The 19,928-nt window shown below is 41.9% G+C and carries 15 protein-coding genes; 11 read left to right on the forward strand and 4 right to left on the reverse strand.

Annotated elements, in window-relative coordinates; genetic code table 11:
- Positions 1-227 precede the first annotated feature (227 nt).
- Positions 228-671, reverse strand: a complete 444-nt coding sequence (locus R2B72_RS17745; RefSeq protein WP_318618184.1) for a YwpF family protein — start codon at positions 669-671, stop codon at positions 228-230.
- Between the two features lie 271 nt (positions 672-942).
- On the opposite strand from R2B72_RS17745, the gene R2B72_RS17750 reads away from it, so the two are divergent.
- A complete protein-coding gene (locus R2B72_RS17750; RefSeq protein ID WP_318618186.1) occupies positions 943-1,389 on the forward strand; it encodes a single-stranded DNA-binding protein in 447 nt (148 codons plus the stop codon).
- A gap of 307 nt (positions 1,390-1,696) precedes the next feature.
- Positions 1,697-1,858 carry a hypothetical protein gene (locus tag R2B72_RS17755; protein WP_318618188.1) on the forward strand — a complete coding sequence of 54 codons (162 nt, stop codon included), beginning with the start codon at positions 1,697-1,699 and terminating at the stop codon, positions 1,856-1,858.
- Positions 1,859-1,914: 56 nt separating this feature from the next.
- On the opposite strand, the gene R2B72_RS17760 is transcribed toward R2B72_RS17755, so the two are convergent.
- The 3 genes from R2B72_RS17760 to R2B72_RS17770 form a co-directional block, all read right to left on the reverse strand.
- Positions 1,915-4,656, reverse strand: a complete 2,742-nt coding sequence (locus R2B72_RS17760) for a DEAD/DEAH box helicase (RefSeq protein ID WP_318618189.1) — start codon at positions 4,654-4,656, stop codon at positions 1,915-1,917.
- Complete coding sequence (locus R2B72_RS17765; protein ID WP_318618190.1) at positions 4,653-6,227, reverse strand: hypothetical protein; 1,575 nt, start codon at positions 6,225-6,227, stop codon at positions 4,653-4,655. Before R2B72_RS17765 ends, R2B72_RS17760 begins: the two co-directional genes overlap by 4 nt.
- Positions 6,228-6,299: 72 nt before the next feature.
- Positions 6,300-6,749 (reverse strand): helix-turn-helix transcriptional regulator, encoded by a 450-nt coding sequence (locus tag R2B72_RS17770; protein ID WP_318618192.1) that lies wholly within the window; start codon positions 6,747-6,749, stop codon positions 6,300-6,302.
- 196 nt (positions 6,750-6,945) lie between these two features.
- Between R2B72_RS17770 and R2B72_RS17775 the strand changes: the two genes are divergently transcribed.
- The 9 genes from R2B72_RS17775 (at position 6,946) to R2B72_RS17815 (ending at position 19,551) form a co-directional block, all read left to right on the forward strand.
- A complete protein-coding gene (locus R2B72_RS17775; protein ID WP_318618193.1) occupies positions 6,946-7,293 on the forward strand; it encodes a hypothetical protein in 348 nt (115 codons plus the stop codon).
- 124 nt (positions 7,294-7,417) lie between these two features.
- A complete protein-coding gene (locus R2B72_RS17780; RefSeq protein ID WP_318618194.1) occupies positions 7,418-7,867 on the forward strand; it encodes a transcriptional regulator in 450 nt (149 codons plus the stop codon).
- A 907-nt stretch (positions 7,868-8,774) separates the two neighbouring features.
- Entirely contained in the window at positions 8,775-9,392 is a 618-nt protein-coding gene (locus tag R2B72_RS17785) for a PolC-type DNA polymerase III (protein WP_318618195.1), read from the forward strand.
- Positions 9,393-9,488: 96 nt separating this feature from the next.
- Entirely contained in the window at positions 9,489-10,643 is a 1,155-nt protein-coding gene (locus R2B72_RS17790) for a polysaccharide deacetylase family protein (RefSeq protein ID WP_318618196.1), read from the forward strand.
- A 717-nt stretch (positions 10,644-11,360) separates the two neighbouring features.
- Positions 11,361-12,422 (forward strand): S-layer homology domain-containing protein, encoded by a 1,062-nt coding sequence (locus R2B72_RS17795; protein WP_318618198.1) that lies wholly within the window; start codon positions 11,361-11,363, stop codon positions 12,420-12,422.
- A gap of 210 nt (positions 12,423-12,632) precedes the next feature.
- Complete coding sequence (locus R2B72_RS17800; protein WP_318618199.1) at positions 12,633-13,553, forward strand: S41 family peptidase; 921 nt, start codon at positions 12,633-12,635, stop codon at positions 13,551-13,553.
- A gap of 241 nt (positions 13,554-13,794) precedes the next feature.
- Positions 13,795-15,087 (forward strand): nucleotide sugar dehydrogenase, encoded by a 1,293-nt coding sequence (locus R2B72_RS17805; protein ID WP_318618200.1) that lies wholly within the window; start codon positions 13,795-13,797, stop codon positions 15,085-15,087.
- On the forward strand, positions 15,084-15,794 hold the full coding sequence (locus tag R2B72_RS17810; protein WP_318618202.1) for a WecB/TagA/CpsF family glycosyltransferase: 711 nt from the start codon (positions 15,084-15,086) through the stop codon (positions 15,792-15,794). The genes R2B72_RS17805 and R2B72_RS17810 overlap by 4 nt, the downstream gene beginning before the upstream one ends.
- Positions 15,795-16,350: 556 nt before the next feature.
- Positions 16,351-19,551: an S-layer homology domain-containing protein gene (locus tag R2B72_RS17815; RefSeq protein WP_318618203.1), complete on the forward strand. Its 3,201-nt coding sequence runs from the start codon at positions 16,351-16,353 to the stop codon at positions 19,549-19,551.
- Positions 19,552-19,928: the final 377 nt, after the last annotated feature.

A 19,928-nucleotide genomic window follows, 5' to 3' on the forward strand; every position in this document is an offset into this window, starting at 1 on the left:
AAAGTGTTGTCTAGTCCATCGGAAACGTTGCGAGGTAAGCTGGTTATGTTGTTAAGTCCTCAGAACGTTGCTTAGTTCGCAGATAGTGTTGTCTAGTCCATCGGAAACGTTGCGAGGTAAGCTTTTTACGTTGTTAAGTCCTCTGAAAACATTACGTACTTTTTCTTTGCCGGCAAAGAGGGTCGCCTCACGAAAAAAAAGCTACCCGTCATCCAGGTAGCCTTCCCTCATTTATTCGCTTCTTCCTTATCACGTTTCAAGCGCGGGCGCGAGCGCATATCCGCCTCGAAACGACGCAGCAAGTCATTACCTCCTAAACCTTCCTCAATCAATTCCTCCAAAAGCTGTTCCGCATATTGCGAACGGGCCCGTTTCAATCGTCCTTTCAATAAAACAGAGATATTATTACCAATCTGCTTCACCGCTTCGACAGTAACACGGAACGGAGCTGGATCGTTTTCAGGATAGGAAATGACAACTTTTGCATCCAATAATACCTCATCCATCATCCATTTTTCAAAAGTAGATTTATACTCCTGGTCGATAAACATCTCCAAAACCCACAAACGGTGACTGTTTTCTTGATTGATGATAATCCCATCGATAAGCGGGAAGTCCTGCACATTATCTTCATTCATGATTCCAACAGACAACATTTTAAACGATTTCACCGTTGATCAGCCCCAGACTTTTTCCTTTAATTATACCATAGGACGAAAATCCAACGTGAGAAATGAAAACAAGCCAAATTCGAATTGTTTACGTACAGTACAAAATCAACAAAAGCATTAGGCAAGCGTTTTATCGAGAAAAAAGAAACTTTTTGCTGTTTGAAATGAAGAAAATTTAGTGCGAAAAGGGGTCAAATTTGGATAATAGCACTTTGCGTACTACAACTTAAAGAAGTAAGATAAATCCAATAACTCGAAGGGAGGGAAACAATTGAATCAGGTTGCACTTGTAGGGCGTATCACGAAGGATCCAATCCTGCGAAAAGTTTCTGGAGGAAGAGTGCAGCTAAGCTTTGTTCTAGCTGTAAGCCGTAATTTTAAAAATCAGAACGGAGAAGTGGACTCCGATTTTGTCCTCTGTACGATGTGGGGACATGGAGCGGAGAATACGGCGAAGCATTGTGGAAAAGGATCTTTGATTGGTGTCGGTGGTCGTATCCAATCAAGGACATACGAGCGTGAAGACAAAAGTCGAGTCTATGTAACCGAAGTATTTACCGAAGATGTCCGTTTTCTAGCAACGAAAAAGCGAAGCAATGATAATCTGTACGGAGAAGCCGCAGAGAGCCATGCAACCACATCAACAGTAGCGGAGATGAAGGAAGAAGAACACTTCAACCTGCCAAACCGTGAAGCAGAAGGATTACCGATTTTTTAACCGGATAGTCAATACATAAGAAGCCGGAAAAAATCGTCGAGAGGAGGAACTTGACCGGGCCATAAACAGGCCGGAGCTGTACCTACAATTAAAAATGGATAGTGTGAGAAAAGGAGTACTGGGCAGTAGGAGTAGGATTGGGGTCCTAACCATGCCAGCAACATAAGCAGAAATAGGGGTAATGGCAGCGCTAAGATCCAATTGGGGTTGGATTTAGCCGATCATGAAGACAGGCCGCTAATGGGCTCGGGTGCGAAGACCACTTTTGCTCACGAGCACCATATAAGCGGAAAGGAGGTGTGGGATAATGAATTCGCTTGAGAAAGACATTAAACGAATGGAGTTACAGATTGGTCAGCTCATTAATATTGTTGCCAATCAAAATGAGCGGCTCAATCGGTTTGAAGACAATGAACGCAAGAAAAAAATTATAGCGCTACATAACAGGCCGCTTGCAGAGCGTGTATAACGACACAGAAAAGACCCCAGAGTATTAGCATCTCTGAGGTCAGCTTATCAGTTAAATCAGCTGTTAAATGACAGTAAATCATCCAATTCCGTATCGGATAATTCGGTCAGCCATTGACTAGATTGGATGAGATCGGCAGACAATGCCGCCTTCTCTACAAGCATTTTATCGATTTTTTCTTCGATTGTCCCGATGGTCACGAATTTATGGACGTGGACAAACTTAGTCTGACCAAGTCGATAAGCCCGGTCAGTTGCTTGATTTTCAACAGCGGGATTCCACCAACGATCGGCGTGTAATACGTGGTTTGCACCGGTCAAGTTCAATCCAGTACCACCAGCCTTCAATGATAGTATGAAAATCGGGAATTCGCCTTCTTGGAAAGCTTCGACCAGTCGATCCCGTTGTCCCTTTGGCATACTACCCGTTAAGAACGGCACGTCAATTCCGTGTAACTCTGATAGACATTGGCGGATCAACTGCCCCATGCCGATGTATTGTGTGAAGATGAGGCATTGCTCGCCATTTCCTGCAATATCAGCAGCCATTGATACAATTCGATCCAGTTTGTCTGAGCGATTCATCATTTGCTCAGCAGGTGATTGTGGCTCCTTCAAGAATAAAGCTGGATGATTACAAAGCTGTTTCAAACGGCTAAGCATTTTCAAAATAAGACCCTTTTTCTCAAAACCAGTTAGAGTCTGTAACTTGAATTTTGTCTCTTCAAGGAAACTTTCATATAAAGCAGCCTGTTCCGTTGTTAACGGGCAATATTCATTTTGCTCAAGCTTTTTCGGTAGATTCAGTTGCAAATCAGGATCACTCTTTGTTCGGCGCAATAGGAATGGACTAATTTTTGCCCGTAGCTTTCGTTTATCCACCTCAGAATCATCGCGCTCGATGGGAATTATGAAGTTATCCGTGAACTTCCGGAAATTGCCGAAATAGCCTCTGTGGATAAAATCAAAAATCGCCCATAACTCTGATAAGCGGTTTTCAATCGGTGTACCTGTCAGGGCGATATGGTGTTTGCCACGAAGCTTTCGAATCACGCGAGACTGCTTTGTTTGCATGTTCTTGATGTTCTGGGCTTCATCCAGCGTAATACTCGCAAATTCCGTTTCTGCAAGCATTTCACCATCCTGTGAAGTAGTACCATATGTTGTGAGGATCACATCAGGCTTCAGTTCATCGATCAGTGCCTTGAAATTGTCATCTTTCGCACGTGATGGTCCGTAATGTGTATGGACAGACAAAGTTGGAGCAAAGCGTTCAATTTCTTTTTGCCAGTTACCTAGGACACTTGTTGGGCAAACAATCAATGAAGGTGTAGTCGTCTCTTCTCTTGCATGTACGTTTAGTAAATAAGTGATGAGTTGGATGGTCTTTCCTAGTCCCATATCATCGGCAAGGCATGCTCCGAACTGATTGTCTCGCATGAAAATTAGCCAGTTATAGCCTTCCTCTTGATAAGGGCGGAGTTGCGCTTGCAGATTTTCAGAAATACCCGCAGAGGGCAGTCCTTTTTTATCGGATAGCATCTCCATATAGCCGCGAAGTGATTGCTGCATTGTGAAAGCGAAAAGCGGATCCTCGATGTCATCGTCCTCTTCCAGAGGAACAATTTCTTCGGGAATATCCTGAAATAGTAGATCTTTAACAGTCCATTCCCCAGCATCTGCTCGATCCATTAAATCACGGATCTTCTTCAACCAGAGTGGATCAATGTGGAACCATTCATCGCCAGATCGAATGTATTCCCGATTTTCATCGACAAGCTTCCGGAATGTATCGCGGTCGATGGGGTTACCAGCAAGCGAGAAATTCCAATCAAAGGATAATACTTCATCTAAGCCGGTAGCTGATTTATAGGATTGCATACTTGCATTTGTTCGAACTTGTATTTTTGATTCTGTTACCGACTTCAGCCATGCCGGTAAAATGACGGGATAGCCAAATGATTGAAGGAGGGGAAGATCCTCCTGGATGAACATTCGTACTTCCATATCAGACATTGGTGTGGATAGAAAACTTTCGCCAGAAACAATATCCACAGAGCTGAGAAACGATGTCATTTCAGATTGCTTTTTGACAATATCATCTGCATACGGCTTCCATTTAGCAGGCAGTGCATCCAATGCAGGGGCATTTATTTTTCGGGCGGTAGGTAACCAGTGTGTACCCCGTTCACTAATAATAACGGACTCTAGTAGCCATTCCGTCTCTGTTTCAGCTGCAGGTTCAGTCAGGCGGAAAGCGACACGAATCGGCATCGTTGAAACGGATTCACCCGGCCATCCATAAGTGCGTAAATGAGGGAGCAAGGAGGGCAGTAAATCTGGATGAATAGCAGAGTCTGCAAGCTTGCTCCGTACAGCATAACTAATAATCATCGCAGCTTCTTCTGACAAGCCAGCTTGTTTATTGTTGAAACGGATACTGGTTCCGTCTAATTCTGCATAACTCCACAATTCTGGGTCCAACCAGGCATCAGCAGCCTCACGGATGGCAATCAGTTGTACATTATCTTGTTCAGTAACTCCATCGAATGAAACATAAGGATGCATAGTAGAAAAAGCTTGTAGCAGTTGATCTGCACGTAGCTGGACTTCTTCACCGTCTGTCTGTGCAAGAAGTCCAAACAAAGCGCGCTCATTGTTGAAAAATAGATAGGAAATAAGTTGGTCTGGATCTACTGCAAAATGATGATCATCTTCAGCAGAAATGGAAAATAGTCCATCATCAGTTAGACGAATTGCCATTCGAAATAGGCGGTTTAACGTGAATGTTTCAGTCATAAGTTCAGATTTCCTTTCTCCATTTCTTCCATCAATGCACGAAGTCTACGGTTTTTTTCGCGCACAGTATCGATATATTGATTCCAAAAGTCGGTTTTCCCACCCTTTTTTGAACCAACTTTCATTTTCTTAAATAATTTAACGGCACGTCGATAGCTATGCCGGTTCTTTTCTTTGATAAAACCCATTGCGTACGTATGAAGGAGGGGCATAACAGCTACTGGATCTGTCGACAACGCTATTTTCAAGCCGCCCGCTTCTGCACCATCATAGGACACGCCATATCTGTGCATCAGGGCCGCCCATTCAGAAAATCGTTCACGTTCGACAAGGAAATCTGCAAAGACATCAATTCCGGACTCACCGTAATGTGAAAATAAGCTTTCTCTTGCCTCTTCAGAAAAGTCGGCTGCTTCAAATAACCCATCAATTTTCCTAACGAACAATGGTCGATTCGCTAGCGTAACTGTGTGATTGACATACTCACCAATGAAGGGTAATAAAGCTGTCATAATGATGGAAAGTGATTCAATATCATCATCACCTTCAGCAAGGTCGGCAAGTGGCAACCAGATAGCGATATTGTCGACCGATACGTTACTGACAAGCTCTTCTAGCTCAACATGCTGACTTTGCAACAGATGGAAAAAGGCGACTAAAATCTGGGCTTCCTCGGATTGTTCTTGACTTAGAATGGCTAATTCAACATCTCTTGCAGCTTGATTTGGGAAAAGATGTTGCCAAAAAAGGCGATAGACGCGGAATCTTTCGTCAAATAGCCCTGTATTACCAAGTGTAAATATGCGAACAAGCTCTTTCAAGCGCTCGTGAAAAGCATCCGCTTCAAATAACTTTGGTTTTGCCCCAATTGCAGTAACGCTGTCATGCAGTTTACCGAGCTGTTCCGTTAACCAGTTTTGTACATACCATTTACCGTAGAAAAAAGAGGATGTTTGACCACCTAGATGTGTCTGAACATATGCCCAACCGGCACCCAGTACATGTAAACGATAATACAGTTCGAAAAGAGGCTTCCACTCCCATTCAAATGGGGTAAGTGGAATCGCTTTTTGATCAATCAAAGAAGTTTCATGAATAAATACGCCTGGATTTTCCGCTATTCCAATTGTGCGAAGGGGTTGCGTTAAACGCGATAACACTTCGATCCAAGCTTCAGGTGTCCGGGCTGATATGGAAAGCGCCATTTGCTGCGATTCAGTTCTACGCCATTCATGAAGCCAATCAGCCAACGAACTAAACTGTGAATACAGGTGGAAGATGACAGCAAGTCGATGTGAACACCAACCAACTGCAAGACATGAGCACTGTGCATCTACTTTTTCAAAGGATAGATGCACTCCTTGGATCTGTGCACCAGGATTACCGACCTTGGCAGCTGCTGCGGAGGGCAACAGGTCGTAAGAGCCCACTGCCCCGTTTCGTACCATAGCAACTGCTTGCCGGACCATAAGTGCATCGTTTTCTACGCCGGGCTGGAGAGCATGTTTAATGCCGTTCATAAATTCATCTATTTCACTTTCATGTAAGTAAGAAATACGTTCTACGGTCATATTAATGGGACCACTCCTTCAGAAAAGCATTCTTTCCATTATACCGCTTTTCTGACCAGACCGGAAATGATGTTATTCAGTATTTTCTTCTTTAGCATATTTGTGGATTAAAGTTAATAATGCCTTATTGGAATTAAGGAAAATACGTCGATCTTTTTCGCTTAGAAGAGACGCTAAGGAGACAAATTCCCGCAGCTCGGGACTCACCTCAAATAGTTGTCGGTGCCTGTCAATAAAACTATCCATATATCTCTCCTGTACTTCGGACGTTTTGGCAGGCTGTGTCATCTTGAAATCTCGCACTGACTTCAAAGGTGTACCAAGAATCATTGCAAGAAAGTAGTCGTCGGGCACAGCAAACGTTTCTTTCACAATAGGTAGCAAATCACTTGGAAATCCTCGTTCGTTCCTTTCATAATTGGATAAAGCAGCGGGATCTATTTTTAGTTCAAGTGCAGCTTCCAGTTGCTTCATCCGTAAATATTCTTCCCTATATTCCTTGAATTGTTTTCCAAAATGCATAGTAACATCCCTCTCGTTTTTCACAACCGTATAGAAAAATAGAGTGGAATCATTAAAAACCAACAATTTGCCAATAAAAATATAATAATTGTTGGTTTTATAAAATTATTGGAGAATTAATGTAAAATTTATGATTATATATACTTGTGTATAGAGTTTGTACCTTTAGCACTGTTAAGGAGGCACTTGAACAGCATTGGAAGAACTAATTCTGTATGTACCTAATCTAGAACAACAGTTTTATAAAAGGAAAGAACTGCAATACAATATTACACAACTACCCTCTTCGGTTACGGGTTCAATGAGTCATGTTAACTATGTAAAGGAAGAACGAAAACTGTATTTTAACGCGGTAACGTTTGGAACACTAGAATTTCAAGTCATGCTGTTAGATTTTGAACAAAATAAGATTACGTTTAAAGGGAAAAAGGATCCGTCGGGAAATATAAATGAAAGGTTATATGAATTATTAACTTCATTAAAACTAGATTTCCAGCCGATACAAATGTCATTTATGATGAACAGACCTATTAAACAAAATTAGCGAATTGAATAATTGGCAATCTATAATCATATTTATGTACTATCAGGAAAGATTTGTTCACGGAATGGACACATACGTGATAGAATAGTAGTAATCGGAATATTCAATTCTAGGAGGGAGAACGATGCTATCCGTGCAGCGTATGACACCATTTTTTACAAGTCAAGAAGATTTTCGCCTTCGTTTAGTATTTGCCTACCAGTATTTCTCCATCATCAAAGGAGGGGAAGTATTTCAGTTCGTGCCATCGGAAGGAAAAGAAATCGTTATTAATATGAAGAGCTTGCAAGTTGAGAATCTAGGGGAAGTATTTGTTTTCCAACGGGGCAATCGATTTATTCGACTGCCGCTCTACCAATTGCTTCTCATATCAGACCTTCATATGCATTTGACGACCATTCTTGAGGGGGCGTTAGATTTGGAGATGGAAATGCCGGAAGTGGTTACGCTGGAAGCAGTAGGAATCATCGAACAATTGGAAGCAGATAACAGATTACGAATGATTGATTATGCACTGGAAACAAACAATGTAAATCTGTTCAGTGAATTGACGGAAGGACTGCAGGAAAATTGAAAAATGAAATATAAAAAACACCATTCGTTATCAAGTAACGGTGGTGTTTTTTTGTTGTGTGTTGAATTTTTAAGTAGTCATAAAATAAAGGGCTACAACGAAAATGGTTGAGCCTGTTAATCCAAATAGAAAATCCCGCCACGTAAATCCGTATTTTTCGTCCTCTTTCATAACAATCCGCCCCTTTGTCGATTTCCCGGGAAATAAGTTGAAGTTCATTTCCTATGGAATCGGTCCTTGTCGGAAGGATAGACAAAAAGACCGTTTTTTAAACAATGATGACTACAAATCTATAAATATTGAATAACGCCATGAACAACATGGCTGCATCAAACATGATGCATGTCCAGTGCCTAGCATCAGTATATGGCGGCTATCTCATTCTTATACCTAGCAATAAAATAATTGCAGACTTGTTGCCTAAACCTGATTGTCCCGTAATAAGTTTTAGTTATCGCACAATTTTTGCGAGTGTAGAATAGTAGTAAAGGGGAAATGGGACTGATGCAAAAGCTTATGCATTTATTAAGCTGGATAGAACTACAATCCGAAATCGGTAACCTTCACAAGAACTCGGGCAGACAATGATACATCGAAAATATCACTAGTAGAATGACCAGCAGCAGTACTTGAATTCAATGACAAAGGAAGTGCTTTTTATACATCCCATGGTACGCTCGTTGCAGGCGCAAGTACTGTAATAGAATAGAAAGAAATGCAAATGAACGCCTACAATACATTTTAAGATGAAGCGATGACTTACCAATAATAGGGGAATCCCTGTTTATTCTACACGGGGATTTTTCTATTTTTTTTATTAAAAAGGGGATATATCTCGTGGTTTGGGGTATAGAAGTATAGAAGTGAAATGAACAGATGTTGATTTCTATAAAAAGGAAGTGCATCCATGACGGACACTAATACCGAAGCAATCGAATACCTTCATAAAAAATCAAGGCAGCAAAATTGGGGAGCAAGAAGAGCGACAAAGGACAAAAAGTATAAGGTGTCATCCACAACTGTCCAAGACTACATTGTACTGGATTTTGAAACAACAGGTCTCCGCGCGGGTGCCGATCGAATTATCCAAATTGGTGCCGTTAAATATGTAAAACACGAAATGACGGACATACTAAATACATTAATCAACCCGCAACGACAAATTCCAATAGAAATCACCCGACTCACGGGCATTTCAAGCGACGTAGTTGAATCCGCACCAACCATTGAACAAACCATTGGACAACTGATTGATTTCATCGGTGATTTACCAATCATTGCTCACAACGCATCATTTGATATGGGTTTTCTTTATGCAATCGAAAGCAGCATTGATATTAAAATCCCTGAATACGTCGTTATCGATACAGTTAAACTCGCCCGAAAAGTAATCGTCGAAACACCCAACCATAAATTAACGACATTAACCAAGTTCCTACAACTTGAACACGATGCCCATGACGCACTCGGTGACTGCTTCGCCACTGCAGCAATTTACCAATATTGCATCAAAAGGCGTAATTGATTTTAATCCCAAAGCATAAAATGCTGAGTCGGCTATTCCCGTTGGCAATTATTTGATATGATGAGGCGACAAAATGCATTGAATGGAGTGGACAGTGTGAAAAAAATAGCGTATGCAATTTGCATGATGCTAGCAATAAGCTTTGTTTTCAACACGACTCTAAGTAAAGCGGCAGGAAAAAAGCCGACTCATTACGTCGGGCTCCATGATCGACTCCTGCATTTCACAGAGGTCCGTGTAATCGATAGCGATATGAAAGTGCCGCTTGATGAAATTGCCAAAGTGCTGTACATCCCAGTAGAACAACGAAGTAATATGACCTACATCCGAAAGCGCGGCATTGAAATTAGCTACAATGAAGTCACGCAACAAACCATAAAAGACGGCGTCGAAACTAGCTGGGCTCCAATTGTCAACGTGGACGGAAAACTGTTCATTAGCGTCAAATACATCGCTCGAGAAATCGGATTTAAAACGGAGTACATCAAAAAACTTCAAACACTCCGCATCTATCGCGATGACTATAAGCATATGAGCCATGCCGATTACGAAAAAAAGATTCAACAGCTTATATCTGATGAAAAAAAGCCAGCCGTCTCACAAGCGAAGCCAGGCAAGAAGTCAGCCGTCAACGTCTATTTAACATTTGACGATGGTCCAAATCAATTCACAACCGTCAACAACGCAACACTCAAAAAATACAACGCCCAAGGCTCATTCTTTTTCCTCGGAAAACATATGAAAAACAACGAAGATATCGTCAAAGCCGTCGCGAGCGCAGGCCATTACATTGGTACACACAGCATGACACATGACAAAGATCTGGTGTACGAATCCGCGCAAGCCTTCATTGATGAAATGAACGAAGGAACCAAACTCATTCTACAAATGACCGGCCAAGACGCCAAATTACTGCGTGTCCCATACGGCAGTAAACCGCACGTCACACCAGCCATGAAACAACAACTCAACAAATACAACTACAAAATGTGGGACTGGGACGTAGACTCCAACGACTGGAAATACACCGACGAAGAAGCAGACAAAATCGCCAAAAACGTCCGCACCGGCGTAGAAAAAGCCTACAAATCAGGTGATCGTGACATCATCATCCTACTCCACGACCGCAGCCAAACATCAAAAGCACTCCCACAAATCATCGAATGGCTCCAACAAGAAGGCTACACCATCAAAGCATACGAACCAACCGAGCATATTATCCAAAACTTTTTACGTGATACAACGCTGTAACCCAAAAACCGCCTGCGATAGGCGGTTTTTGGGTGGAAAGTGAGATAGTGCGCGGTGTGTAGCGGGGACGTTGTCTAGTTCCTGATGGACGTTGCTTACTTCCAATAAAGCCTTGTCAAGTTCTTGATGAACGTTGCCTACTTCGACTAAAGCGTAGTCAAGTTTTCGGCGAACGTTGCTTACTTCAATCGACTAAAGCACAACCATCTAATCCGCCGCCCGGGAAACCGGACGGCTACCTTTTAGATCCTCAACTAACCAATAGTAGGGGAGGACAGCTGTTGGGGCGTCATAAGTAGATATGAAAAATACATGAGCCACTAAAGGTTCTCTACGCAGCAAAGCAACTATACAATAATTTCATAACATTTCCCGTCAACCAGCCAACATTTCCCCGAAACCAACCAACGTTCCCACAACTAAACAACATTACGCCGCAAGTAAGCAACGTTTCCCGCCAACCCGCCAACGCTTTCCCGAAACCAAGCAACGTTCCCACAACTAAACAACATTTCCCACAAACCAGCCAGCATTCCTTCCACTCACCAATACTTTACACCCACACCAATCCCGAATAAAAAACTCCACCCAATCCCAAATCACCCCTCAATCCCTATAACCTTCTAACCACAAAACATATATACTAAAATAGCAAACTAAAATACGCAAAATCGGGTATACACAATGCAATAAATCAACCATAGGAGGCCAATCATCATGAAAAAACACATCACCACCATTCTTTTCTCAACAACACTACTATTCGCGGCACATACACCAACACAAGCGGCAACATTTACGGACGTCCCTACAACACACTGGGCATACGAAGCCATCGACGACATATCGACTCGTGGCTTGATCAACGGCTATCCAGACGGCACTTATCGCCTCAACCAACCGGTTACCCGTGCGCAAGCTGCAAAAATTGTCGCGCTCGCCATTAACGCTAAACCGTCCACCGCATTTAAACCGCGCTTCCAAGATGTTAGCCCGGCCCACGGATCATACGACCATATCCGAGCACTCACCGAAAGTGGCATCTTCAGCAATGAGGACAAGTTCCAGCCGAACAAGCCGCTCACGCGCGCAGAAATGTCGAAAATGTTAGCACTCGGCTACAAAATCACCATCGACGACAACGATCAAATCAAATTCAGCGACGTCACCAAGCAAAATCACTACCATGGCTACATCACAACACTCGCCGAACTAGGTATCACGACAACACCAGCAGGCGGCGCATTCAAACCGAACGACAACGTATCGCGTGCCCAGATGGCAGCATTCCTACACCGCACAATGGAATTCGACAACGCACGCACAAATAGAACAATCGTCTACGACAAAGCAGCCCATATGTACATCAAAAACACAACAACCGTCAACAACACAGATGACAAAGCCTTAAAAACCATTACCCTTGTCAATGAACAACGGACACAACTAAGTGTCACAGCACTCACTCACGACAAAGAACTATCCAAAGTCGCCCAAGCAAAAGCGCAAGACATGGCAAACAACAATTACTTTGCCCATAGTTCACCGACATACGGCTCCACCAGCCAGCTACTCGATACCTTCAATTATAAGTGGACCGCATACGGTGAAAACATCGCCAAAGGCCAGCTAACACCTGAAGAAGTCGTCAAAGACTGGATGGACTCCCCAACCCACCGTGCCAATATCATCAATAATAAATTCACACACATCGGCACAGGATCCGCCACCGACGCCACCGGCACCATCTACTGGGTTCACGAATTTTCACGGAAATAAACATATCTCATCCGAGTGACTGGCACCACAACGACAAAGGTTCTTGCTACTGCAAAAGACACCCTATTCTAGAAGCAAACGGTGCCAGTCACTCGTCAGTGTCCCATCAACCACACTCGCAAGTTTTCTCCCTACCTACGCATCTATCACTCCAAACTTGGGTATACTCTATTAAATAGAAGCAACCGCCCACGAAAGGAGAGCACTGCCATGAAAACCCTACACACAGCAATCCTCACAATCCTTGCCCTTTTCCTATACACACCACTCGCCCAAGCCGACACACTTGATGATATCCAATTTTTCGTCGACGCCTACTACTACGGCGACATGCCAGAAAATCTCTTTACCATGACATCTGTCAATGAAATCATCCACTCACTCGACGAATACTCTCGCTACCTAACAGCAGAAGAATACCAGACGTATCTAGCCACAGTCGCCGCGAATAAACAACCAGCAAACGTTGCATCAACAACAGCACCACAAACGCAATCAGCAATAACCTCATCCATACTCTATGACAATATCGGTTACCTAAAAATCGCCACATTCCCTACCAATCTCGGCCAAAAAGTTCATGAACATTGGTTAGCACTCAAAAAAGCGGGCGCCACCGAACTCATCATAGATCTTCGCTATAACGGGGGAGGCTACGTCGATAGCGCCGAACAACTCCTCGGCTTCTTCTCAGGAGTAACAGACGCTTACAAGCTAGCCACGCGAGAAGGCACCCGTATGATCAAACCCATCGCCACAGACATAAAGTTTCCACAGCAAACCTATGTCCTTGTTAATCGCTATTCGGCCTCTGCCTCTGAAATCGTCGTGGCGGCACTCAAAGACCAACAAGCCGCAACCATTGTCGGCGAAACAACCAAAGGCAAGGGGACCATCCAATCCATCTTTCAACTAGCAGATGGCGGGGCACTCAAGCTAACCATCGGCGAATTCACCGGACCTAAAGGAACCAAAGTCCATAAAAAAGGCATCACCCCTACAATCCAAACCGAACCAAACAAAGAACTCATCACCATTTACGAACAAATCCGAGAGCTAGGCACCATCCGAGTGACTGGCACCACAACACCTGAAAAAGTTCGCACTACCGCAAAGCACACCCTATACTAAAAGAAAACGGTGCCAGTCACTCGCCAGTCTGCCCATCACTAGTGACTCCTTCACTAATTATGATATAATAAAAAAATGTTAACTCGAACCAGCAGAAGACCCCTGCTGATTCAAGTTAAGCCTCCGGCGGATGTCACAAATTTTGAAGGGAGTTCATTGCGCTAGCGCAATTCAAAATTTGGACGCAATTACGCCGAGGCGTAATTGATTAAATAGTTCCCCAGAAAAGAGGAAAATCACGATGACTAAAAAAATATGTGTCGTTGGCCTTGGCTACATCGGCCTGCCGACAGCAGTCATGTTCGCGAACAGTGGTGTCCGCGTACACGGCGTCGATATCAATGAAAAAGCAGTAAACATGATCGCCAACAAACAACTTCATATAGAAGAGAACGGATTACAACAACGACTCGAGCAAGCCATTGACCAAGAAATGTTCACAGTGTCGACACAGCCCGTTGATGCAGATGTCTACATAATCGCTGTCCCGTCGCCTATTAACGCCGACAACACAGCAAATCTAGAATATATCCGTCAAGCAACGGCATCCGTTGTCCCTTATTTGAAAAAAGGGGCACTCGTCATACTCGAATCGACCGTGCCACCCAAAACCGTTGAAAATGTCATGTTGCCAGAACTGCGCAGGTCCAACCTGACACTAGGCGAAGACCTTTTCGTCTCACATTCACCAGAGCGCGTCATTCCAGGCAAGATTTTCGAAGAGCTTATTAACAATGACCGTATCGTTGGGGGCATTACACCTAAATCTGCTGAACTGACAAAAGAACTATATCAAACATTTGTCCAAGGACAAATTCATCTGACAGACGCAACAACAGCGGAACTCGTGAAAGTTATGGAAAACACTTATCGTGACGTCAACATTGCCTTTGCCAATGAACTCGCAAAAATCGCAGAAACGATAGACGTTGATATTTGGGAAGCCATTCGTTTCGCCAACTTCCACCCGCGCGTCAATATCCATACACCAGGACCAGGCGTTGGCGGACATTGTATCGCAGTCGATCCGTGGTTCCTTGTGGAATTAAGCCCGGACAATGCGGACATCATCAAAAAAGCTCGCCTAACAAATGATGGCATGCCGAAGTTCACTGCACAAAAAGCGCAAGACCTACTTGAAGAACAAGGCATTCAACAAGGCAAAGTAGCTATCCTTGGCCTCGCATTCAAAGGGGATGTCGATGATCTAAGGGAAAGCCCTTCAACCGTCGTCATTCAGGAATTGCAAAACCTAGGATTAAGTGTCGTATCATTTGATCCGCATATTAAAGAGCTACAACACCCAACACAAGTAGCAACACTAGGAGAAGCGGTTCAAGATATTGACTTGATCATCCTAACAACGGATCATACGGAGTTCAAAAACCTTGATCCGCAAACGCTCAACACAGGTGATACAAAACCACTTGTCTTAGACACGAAAAATGCACTTAACCGACACAATTGGGAACAAGCCGGATTCCGTTTCTTTAAACTCGGGGATGGCAAAAATAACGGGATTCCTTCTATATGAAAGAGCAAATATTAGGCGTCCAAGTGAACACCGAAAACTACGATCAATTGATACCAAAAGTATTCATTAATATAGAAGAAAAGAAAAAATCATTGGTCGTAGCCATCAATCCAGAAAAGCTCATGAAGGCTAAAGAAGATCCAGAGCTCAAAGCGCTTTTGAATCGGGCAGAGTTCCAAATACCAGACGGCATTGGTGTCATCATTGCCTCCAAGTTGCAAAAAGGGAATATCAGATCCCGCGTCACAGGTGTGGACATGATGGATCGCGTCGTTAGGGAAGCAGCAAGAACCGGACATGCTATTTTTCTATATGGTGCCAAGCCGGGCGTGGCCGACAAGGCGGCGCAGCAATTGCAACAAACCTATCCCAACCTAATCATTGCAGGAACACAAGACGGCTACGAGCCTGACAACGATAAAGTCATCGACATTATCAATCAAGCAAAGCCATCCATTCTATTCGTTGCCATGGGCTCCCCGAAACAAGAGCAATGGATTGAACAAAATCGGGACAAGCTGTATCCGACACTCTACCAAGGTGTCGGCGGCTCGTTCGACGTTCTTGCAGGAACCGTCAAACGCGCACCAGCCATCTTCCAACGGTTTGGGGCAGAGTGGTTATACCGTCTATTAAAAGAACCAAGTCGATTAAAAAGGCAAATGAACTTGCCAAAATTTTTATTTGAAGTTTTTAAACAAAAGTGAAGAGTAGACTCTTGTATTCTAGTAAACGAGGTGCTAGAATACATAAGTGTAAGGATAATTTCCTCTAAAACATATATAATTAATCGCCACGCTGGACAAACGGTTGGTTGACCATGCAAAAAGGCTTGAACAGTTCCCATCTGTTTAAGCCTTTTTGTGTGCAAAGAAAACAAACGATACAAAGTTTATTTGAATATTCATATATTGTTACTGTTACAATTCAGCAACAGTAGACTTACCCCGAAAACTAACACCACCCACAAATCCCATCACTATCCACAAACACCCCGTAATACTCTTAATACAAATGACACACTTCTGTAATTTTACACCAAATACAGTAAAACGCTTGATAATTATTAGATATACGTTAGAATGATAGAAGCGACTAAGGAATCTATCATTGATTCCAGTTGGATTTACAATATTACTAACTTGTAATTGACATCCTTGTCGTAACTATCTATACTTTAGTGTGTAATGGATTCTATCTTTCATTTTGCCGTGGGAGTAGATGACAAAATTTTATTTCTATCTAAGAGGAGGAAATTATTCAATGGCTAACCAACCAACGAAGTACAGCAAGTTTCTAGTAGGAGCTGCATCAGCTGCTCTAGTAGCATCTGCAGTAGCACCAGTAGCAAACGCGGCAGATTTTTCAGATGTAAAAGGTAACACGCACGAAGATGCAATCAATACTCTTGTAGCTCTAGGTGCAATCTCTGGATACCCAGACGGTTCATTCCAACCAAATAAAGAATTGACTCGTTCTGATGTTGTTAAAATGATGGGTAAATACCTTGTTGCTTTAGACAAAGGTTTCAAAATCCCAGAAGACGCTAAAACGGTTCAACGTTTTGACGATCTTCCTGTAACTGCTAACGAAGAACTAGTTCAATATGCTGCACTTGTTCATGATGCAGGCGTATTCCAAGGTAGCAATGGTAAATTACTAGCTGGCGATAAAATCACTCGTGAGAACATGGCTCTAGTACTTGTTCGTGCATTTGATGCAATTCTTGACCGTGATCTAGTTGCTGAAGTTGCTGCAACAAAAGATTTCAAAAAAGAAGTAACTGATCTTGCAGCTGCTAAAGCAGAAGCACGCGGTGCTATCGAAGTTCTTGACTTCTTGGATATCACTACAGTTGCTCAATTCAATCCAAAAGGAAAAACAACTCGTGGACACTTCGCGACTTTCCTAAACAACACTATTAAAGCTGAAGCAGAAGGCAAATTGCCAGCTAAAATCGAAGCTCCAGTTACAACAGCTACTAAAGTTGAAGCTGTAACTGCGACTAACCTTAAAGAAGTAGTTGTAACTTTTGACGGTACTGTTGATGCAGAAACTGCTACTGACAAAGCTAACTACTCTTTGAAGTCTGGTAAAACGATTGACTCTGTAGCTATCTCAGCTGATGAGAAAACTGTTACACTTACACTAGTAGGCGAACTTGTAAACAACAAAGTTGAAGCATTGAGTGTTTCTGGTGTAAATGCTGGTGATAAAACAATTGATGAGAAAAACATTGAATTTACACCTGCTGATAACGCAGTACCAACTGTAACTGAAGTTAAATCACTTGGAACAAAATCATTGAAAGTTGTATTTTCAGAGCCTGTAGATGATGTTCAACAAGCTAACTTCACATTAGATGGAAAAGCATACTTTGGTAAAGTTACAACTGTAGGTAACGAAGTTATCTTAACGCCATATGATAGTGCTGCTCTTGCTGTAGGTGAACATACGATTCTAGTTGAAAAAGTTAAAGATTTCGCAGGTTTCACTTCTTTACGTTCTTCACATAACATTACTGTTGTTGAAGATAAAGATGCTCCAACAATCGTTGAAGCAAAAGCAACACTTGAAAAAGTTACTATTAAATTCTCCGAAGATATTGATATGGATACAGTAGCTGCGTCTAACGTATACTGGAAATCTGGTAGCGATAAAAAAGCTGCAGAATCATACAAGCGTCTTTCTTCAACTGAATTTGAATTCACATTCGAAGATACTGATTCACTTCCAACTGGAAATGTTGATGTATTTGTTGAAGGAGTAAAAGATTACTCTGGTAATGCAATAGCTAAAGATTCAAAAGTGTCTGTATCACCAGTTGTTGATCAAACACGTCCTGAAGTGAAAAAAGTTACTGCTTTGACTGCAACTACATTTGAAGTTAAGTTTTCAAAAGTTGTTTTAGGAGCTTCGGCAGAACTTGCATCTAACTACACAGTTTTAGATAAAGACGGTAAAGTTATTCCAGTACAAAAAGCAGAAGCTACTGGTGACACTGTTAAAGTAACTTTATACTCAGCACTATCTACTGGTACTAACAAAGTTACTGTTAAAAATGTAAAAGATAAAACAAAATTACAAAACACAATGTTGGACTTCAGTGGAACAATTGTTGTAGGTGACACAACTGGACCAAACATTGATTCGAAAACTGCTAATGAGAACAAACGTACTTTAGTAATTGGTTTTAACGAGAAAATGGACGTAGCTACTTTAGCTGACTACTCTAACTATCTTGTTGACATCGGTGGTACATTGCAAGTTTTAACATCTAGTGTTGCTGATATTTCAGTACAACAAGATGGAAAAGTAGTTGTAATTACATTTGTTGAGAAAATTGACGGTAAGGATGTTAAGTTTTCTAGCCCAGGTGCTGGAGAAGTACAAGTAAATACTCTTCAAGTACTTGGAGTTAAAGATCTTGCAGGTAACTTACTTTCAAACTTTACAACAAGCACTGGAAATACAATTGACTTAGATGATGTAGCTAATAATAATCCAATTATTATTGAAAAAGCTACATTAGTTAATACTAAGACTGTTGAATTGAAATTAAATGCGGGAATCGTAAGTGCTCCTAAATCAGCAATTACTGGACCTCTAGCATCAAAAGTATCTTCTATTGAAGTAAATGGTACATCTACAATTAAAGTTAAGTTTACAGAAGAGTTTGCTGTAGATAAATCTGATGTTGACTTTACTATTGACCCTTCTAAGCTAGTAACACTAGCAGGAAATGGTCCAGCAGGTACTCTTACAGTAGCTAATGCTGCAGTAATTGATAAAGTTGCACCATCGATTATTGCAACTACTCCTATAACACTTAAGGTTGATGATGAAGATATTATTGTAGTAACATTAGATGAAAACATTAATGATGCAGCATTAAGTCTATTGGCTAGTGATTTAGAAATCCGTGTAAATGGAACACTTCTTAACAGCTATGATTTCAGTGTCGCAACTGGAACTGCAAACGACAATAAATTTGAAATTAAAGTTACTAAAGCTGGCGTGAAATCAAACGATGTTACTGTTACACTTGTAAACGATCGTTACCTACAAGATGTAGCTGGTAACACTGTGAACTTATTCGCAAATAAAAAGTTGACAGTAGCTACAGGTAAGTTCTTAATTGAACAAACTCCTGCAACAGTTATTACTAAATTACCTAAAGCAGCAACACTTACAGCTAATGGAACACATACTTTAGTATTCTCTGAAGCAATTGATACTGCAAGTAAAGATGCAGTTAAAGCTGCAGTAGATGCTGCGTATGTAGCTGGTGGTACTGCAACTGTAACTAGTGCTTGGAATACAGCTGGTACTACTTTGACAGTTACTGTTGCTGGAGCTGATGCTCTTGGAACAAACCAAGTAGTCGTGTCTGCTATTTCTGATATTGCTGTAACAGATATTCTAGGTAATACTTCTGCAACACTTGAAATTCAAATTCCTTAATAAAATTAAACGCAACGTTACTCTACCAACTGACTAGTTCAGTGAAATGAGTGGAAATGAATACCCCGTGTCTTGCCTTTTGGTAATGCATGGGGTTTTTTTTCTTGAAAATTCGGGTGCCTGTGGTCAAGCCCCATGAAAATGGACACGAAACAAATGCTTAAATTGTGCCACTAAGCACTTTTAAATTACGTAGCTAGAAAAGATGACGGTGATAAAAAACCAAGTCTTTTCTGGCTACGTTTTTTTGCGTAAAATGATGCGTATTTCGGTAAACCAAAGGTACCTATTATGTTAAATAGATAGTTGGAAATAGAAAAAACCATTGTTTTCAGGGTATAGGAGAAGTACCAATCACAGAACTTCCGATATACTAC

Source organism: Sporosarcina sp. YIM B06819, assembly GCF_033485175.1.
Taxonomy (GTDB): domain Bacteria; phylum Bacillota; class Bacilli; order Bacillales_A; family Planococcaceae; genus Sporosarcina.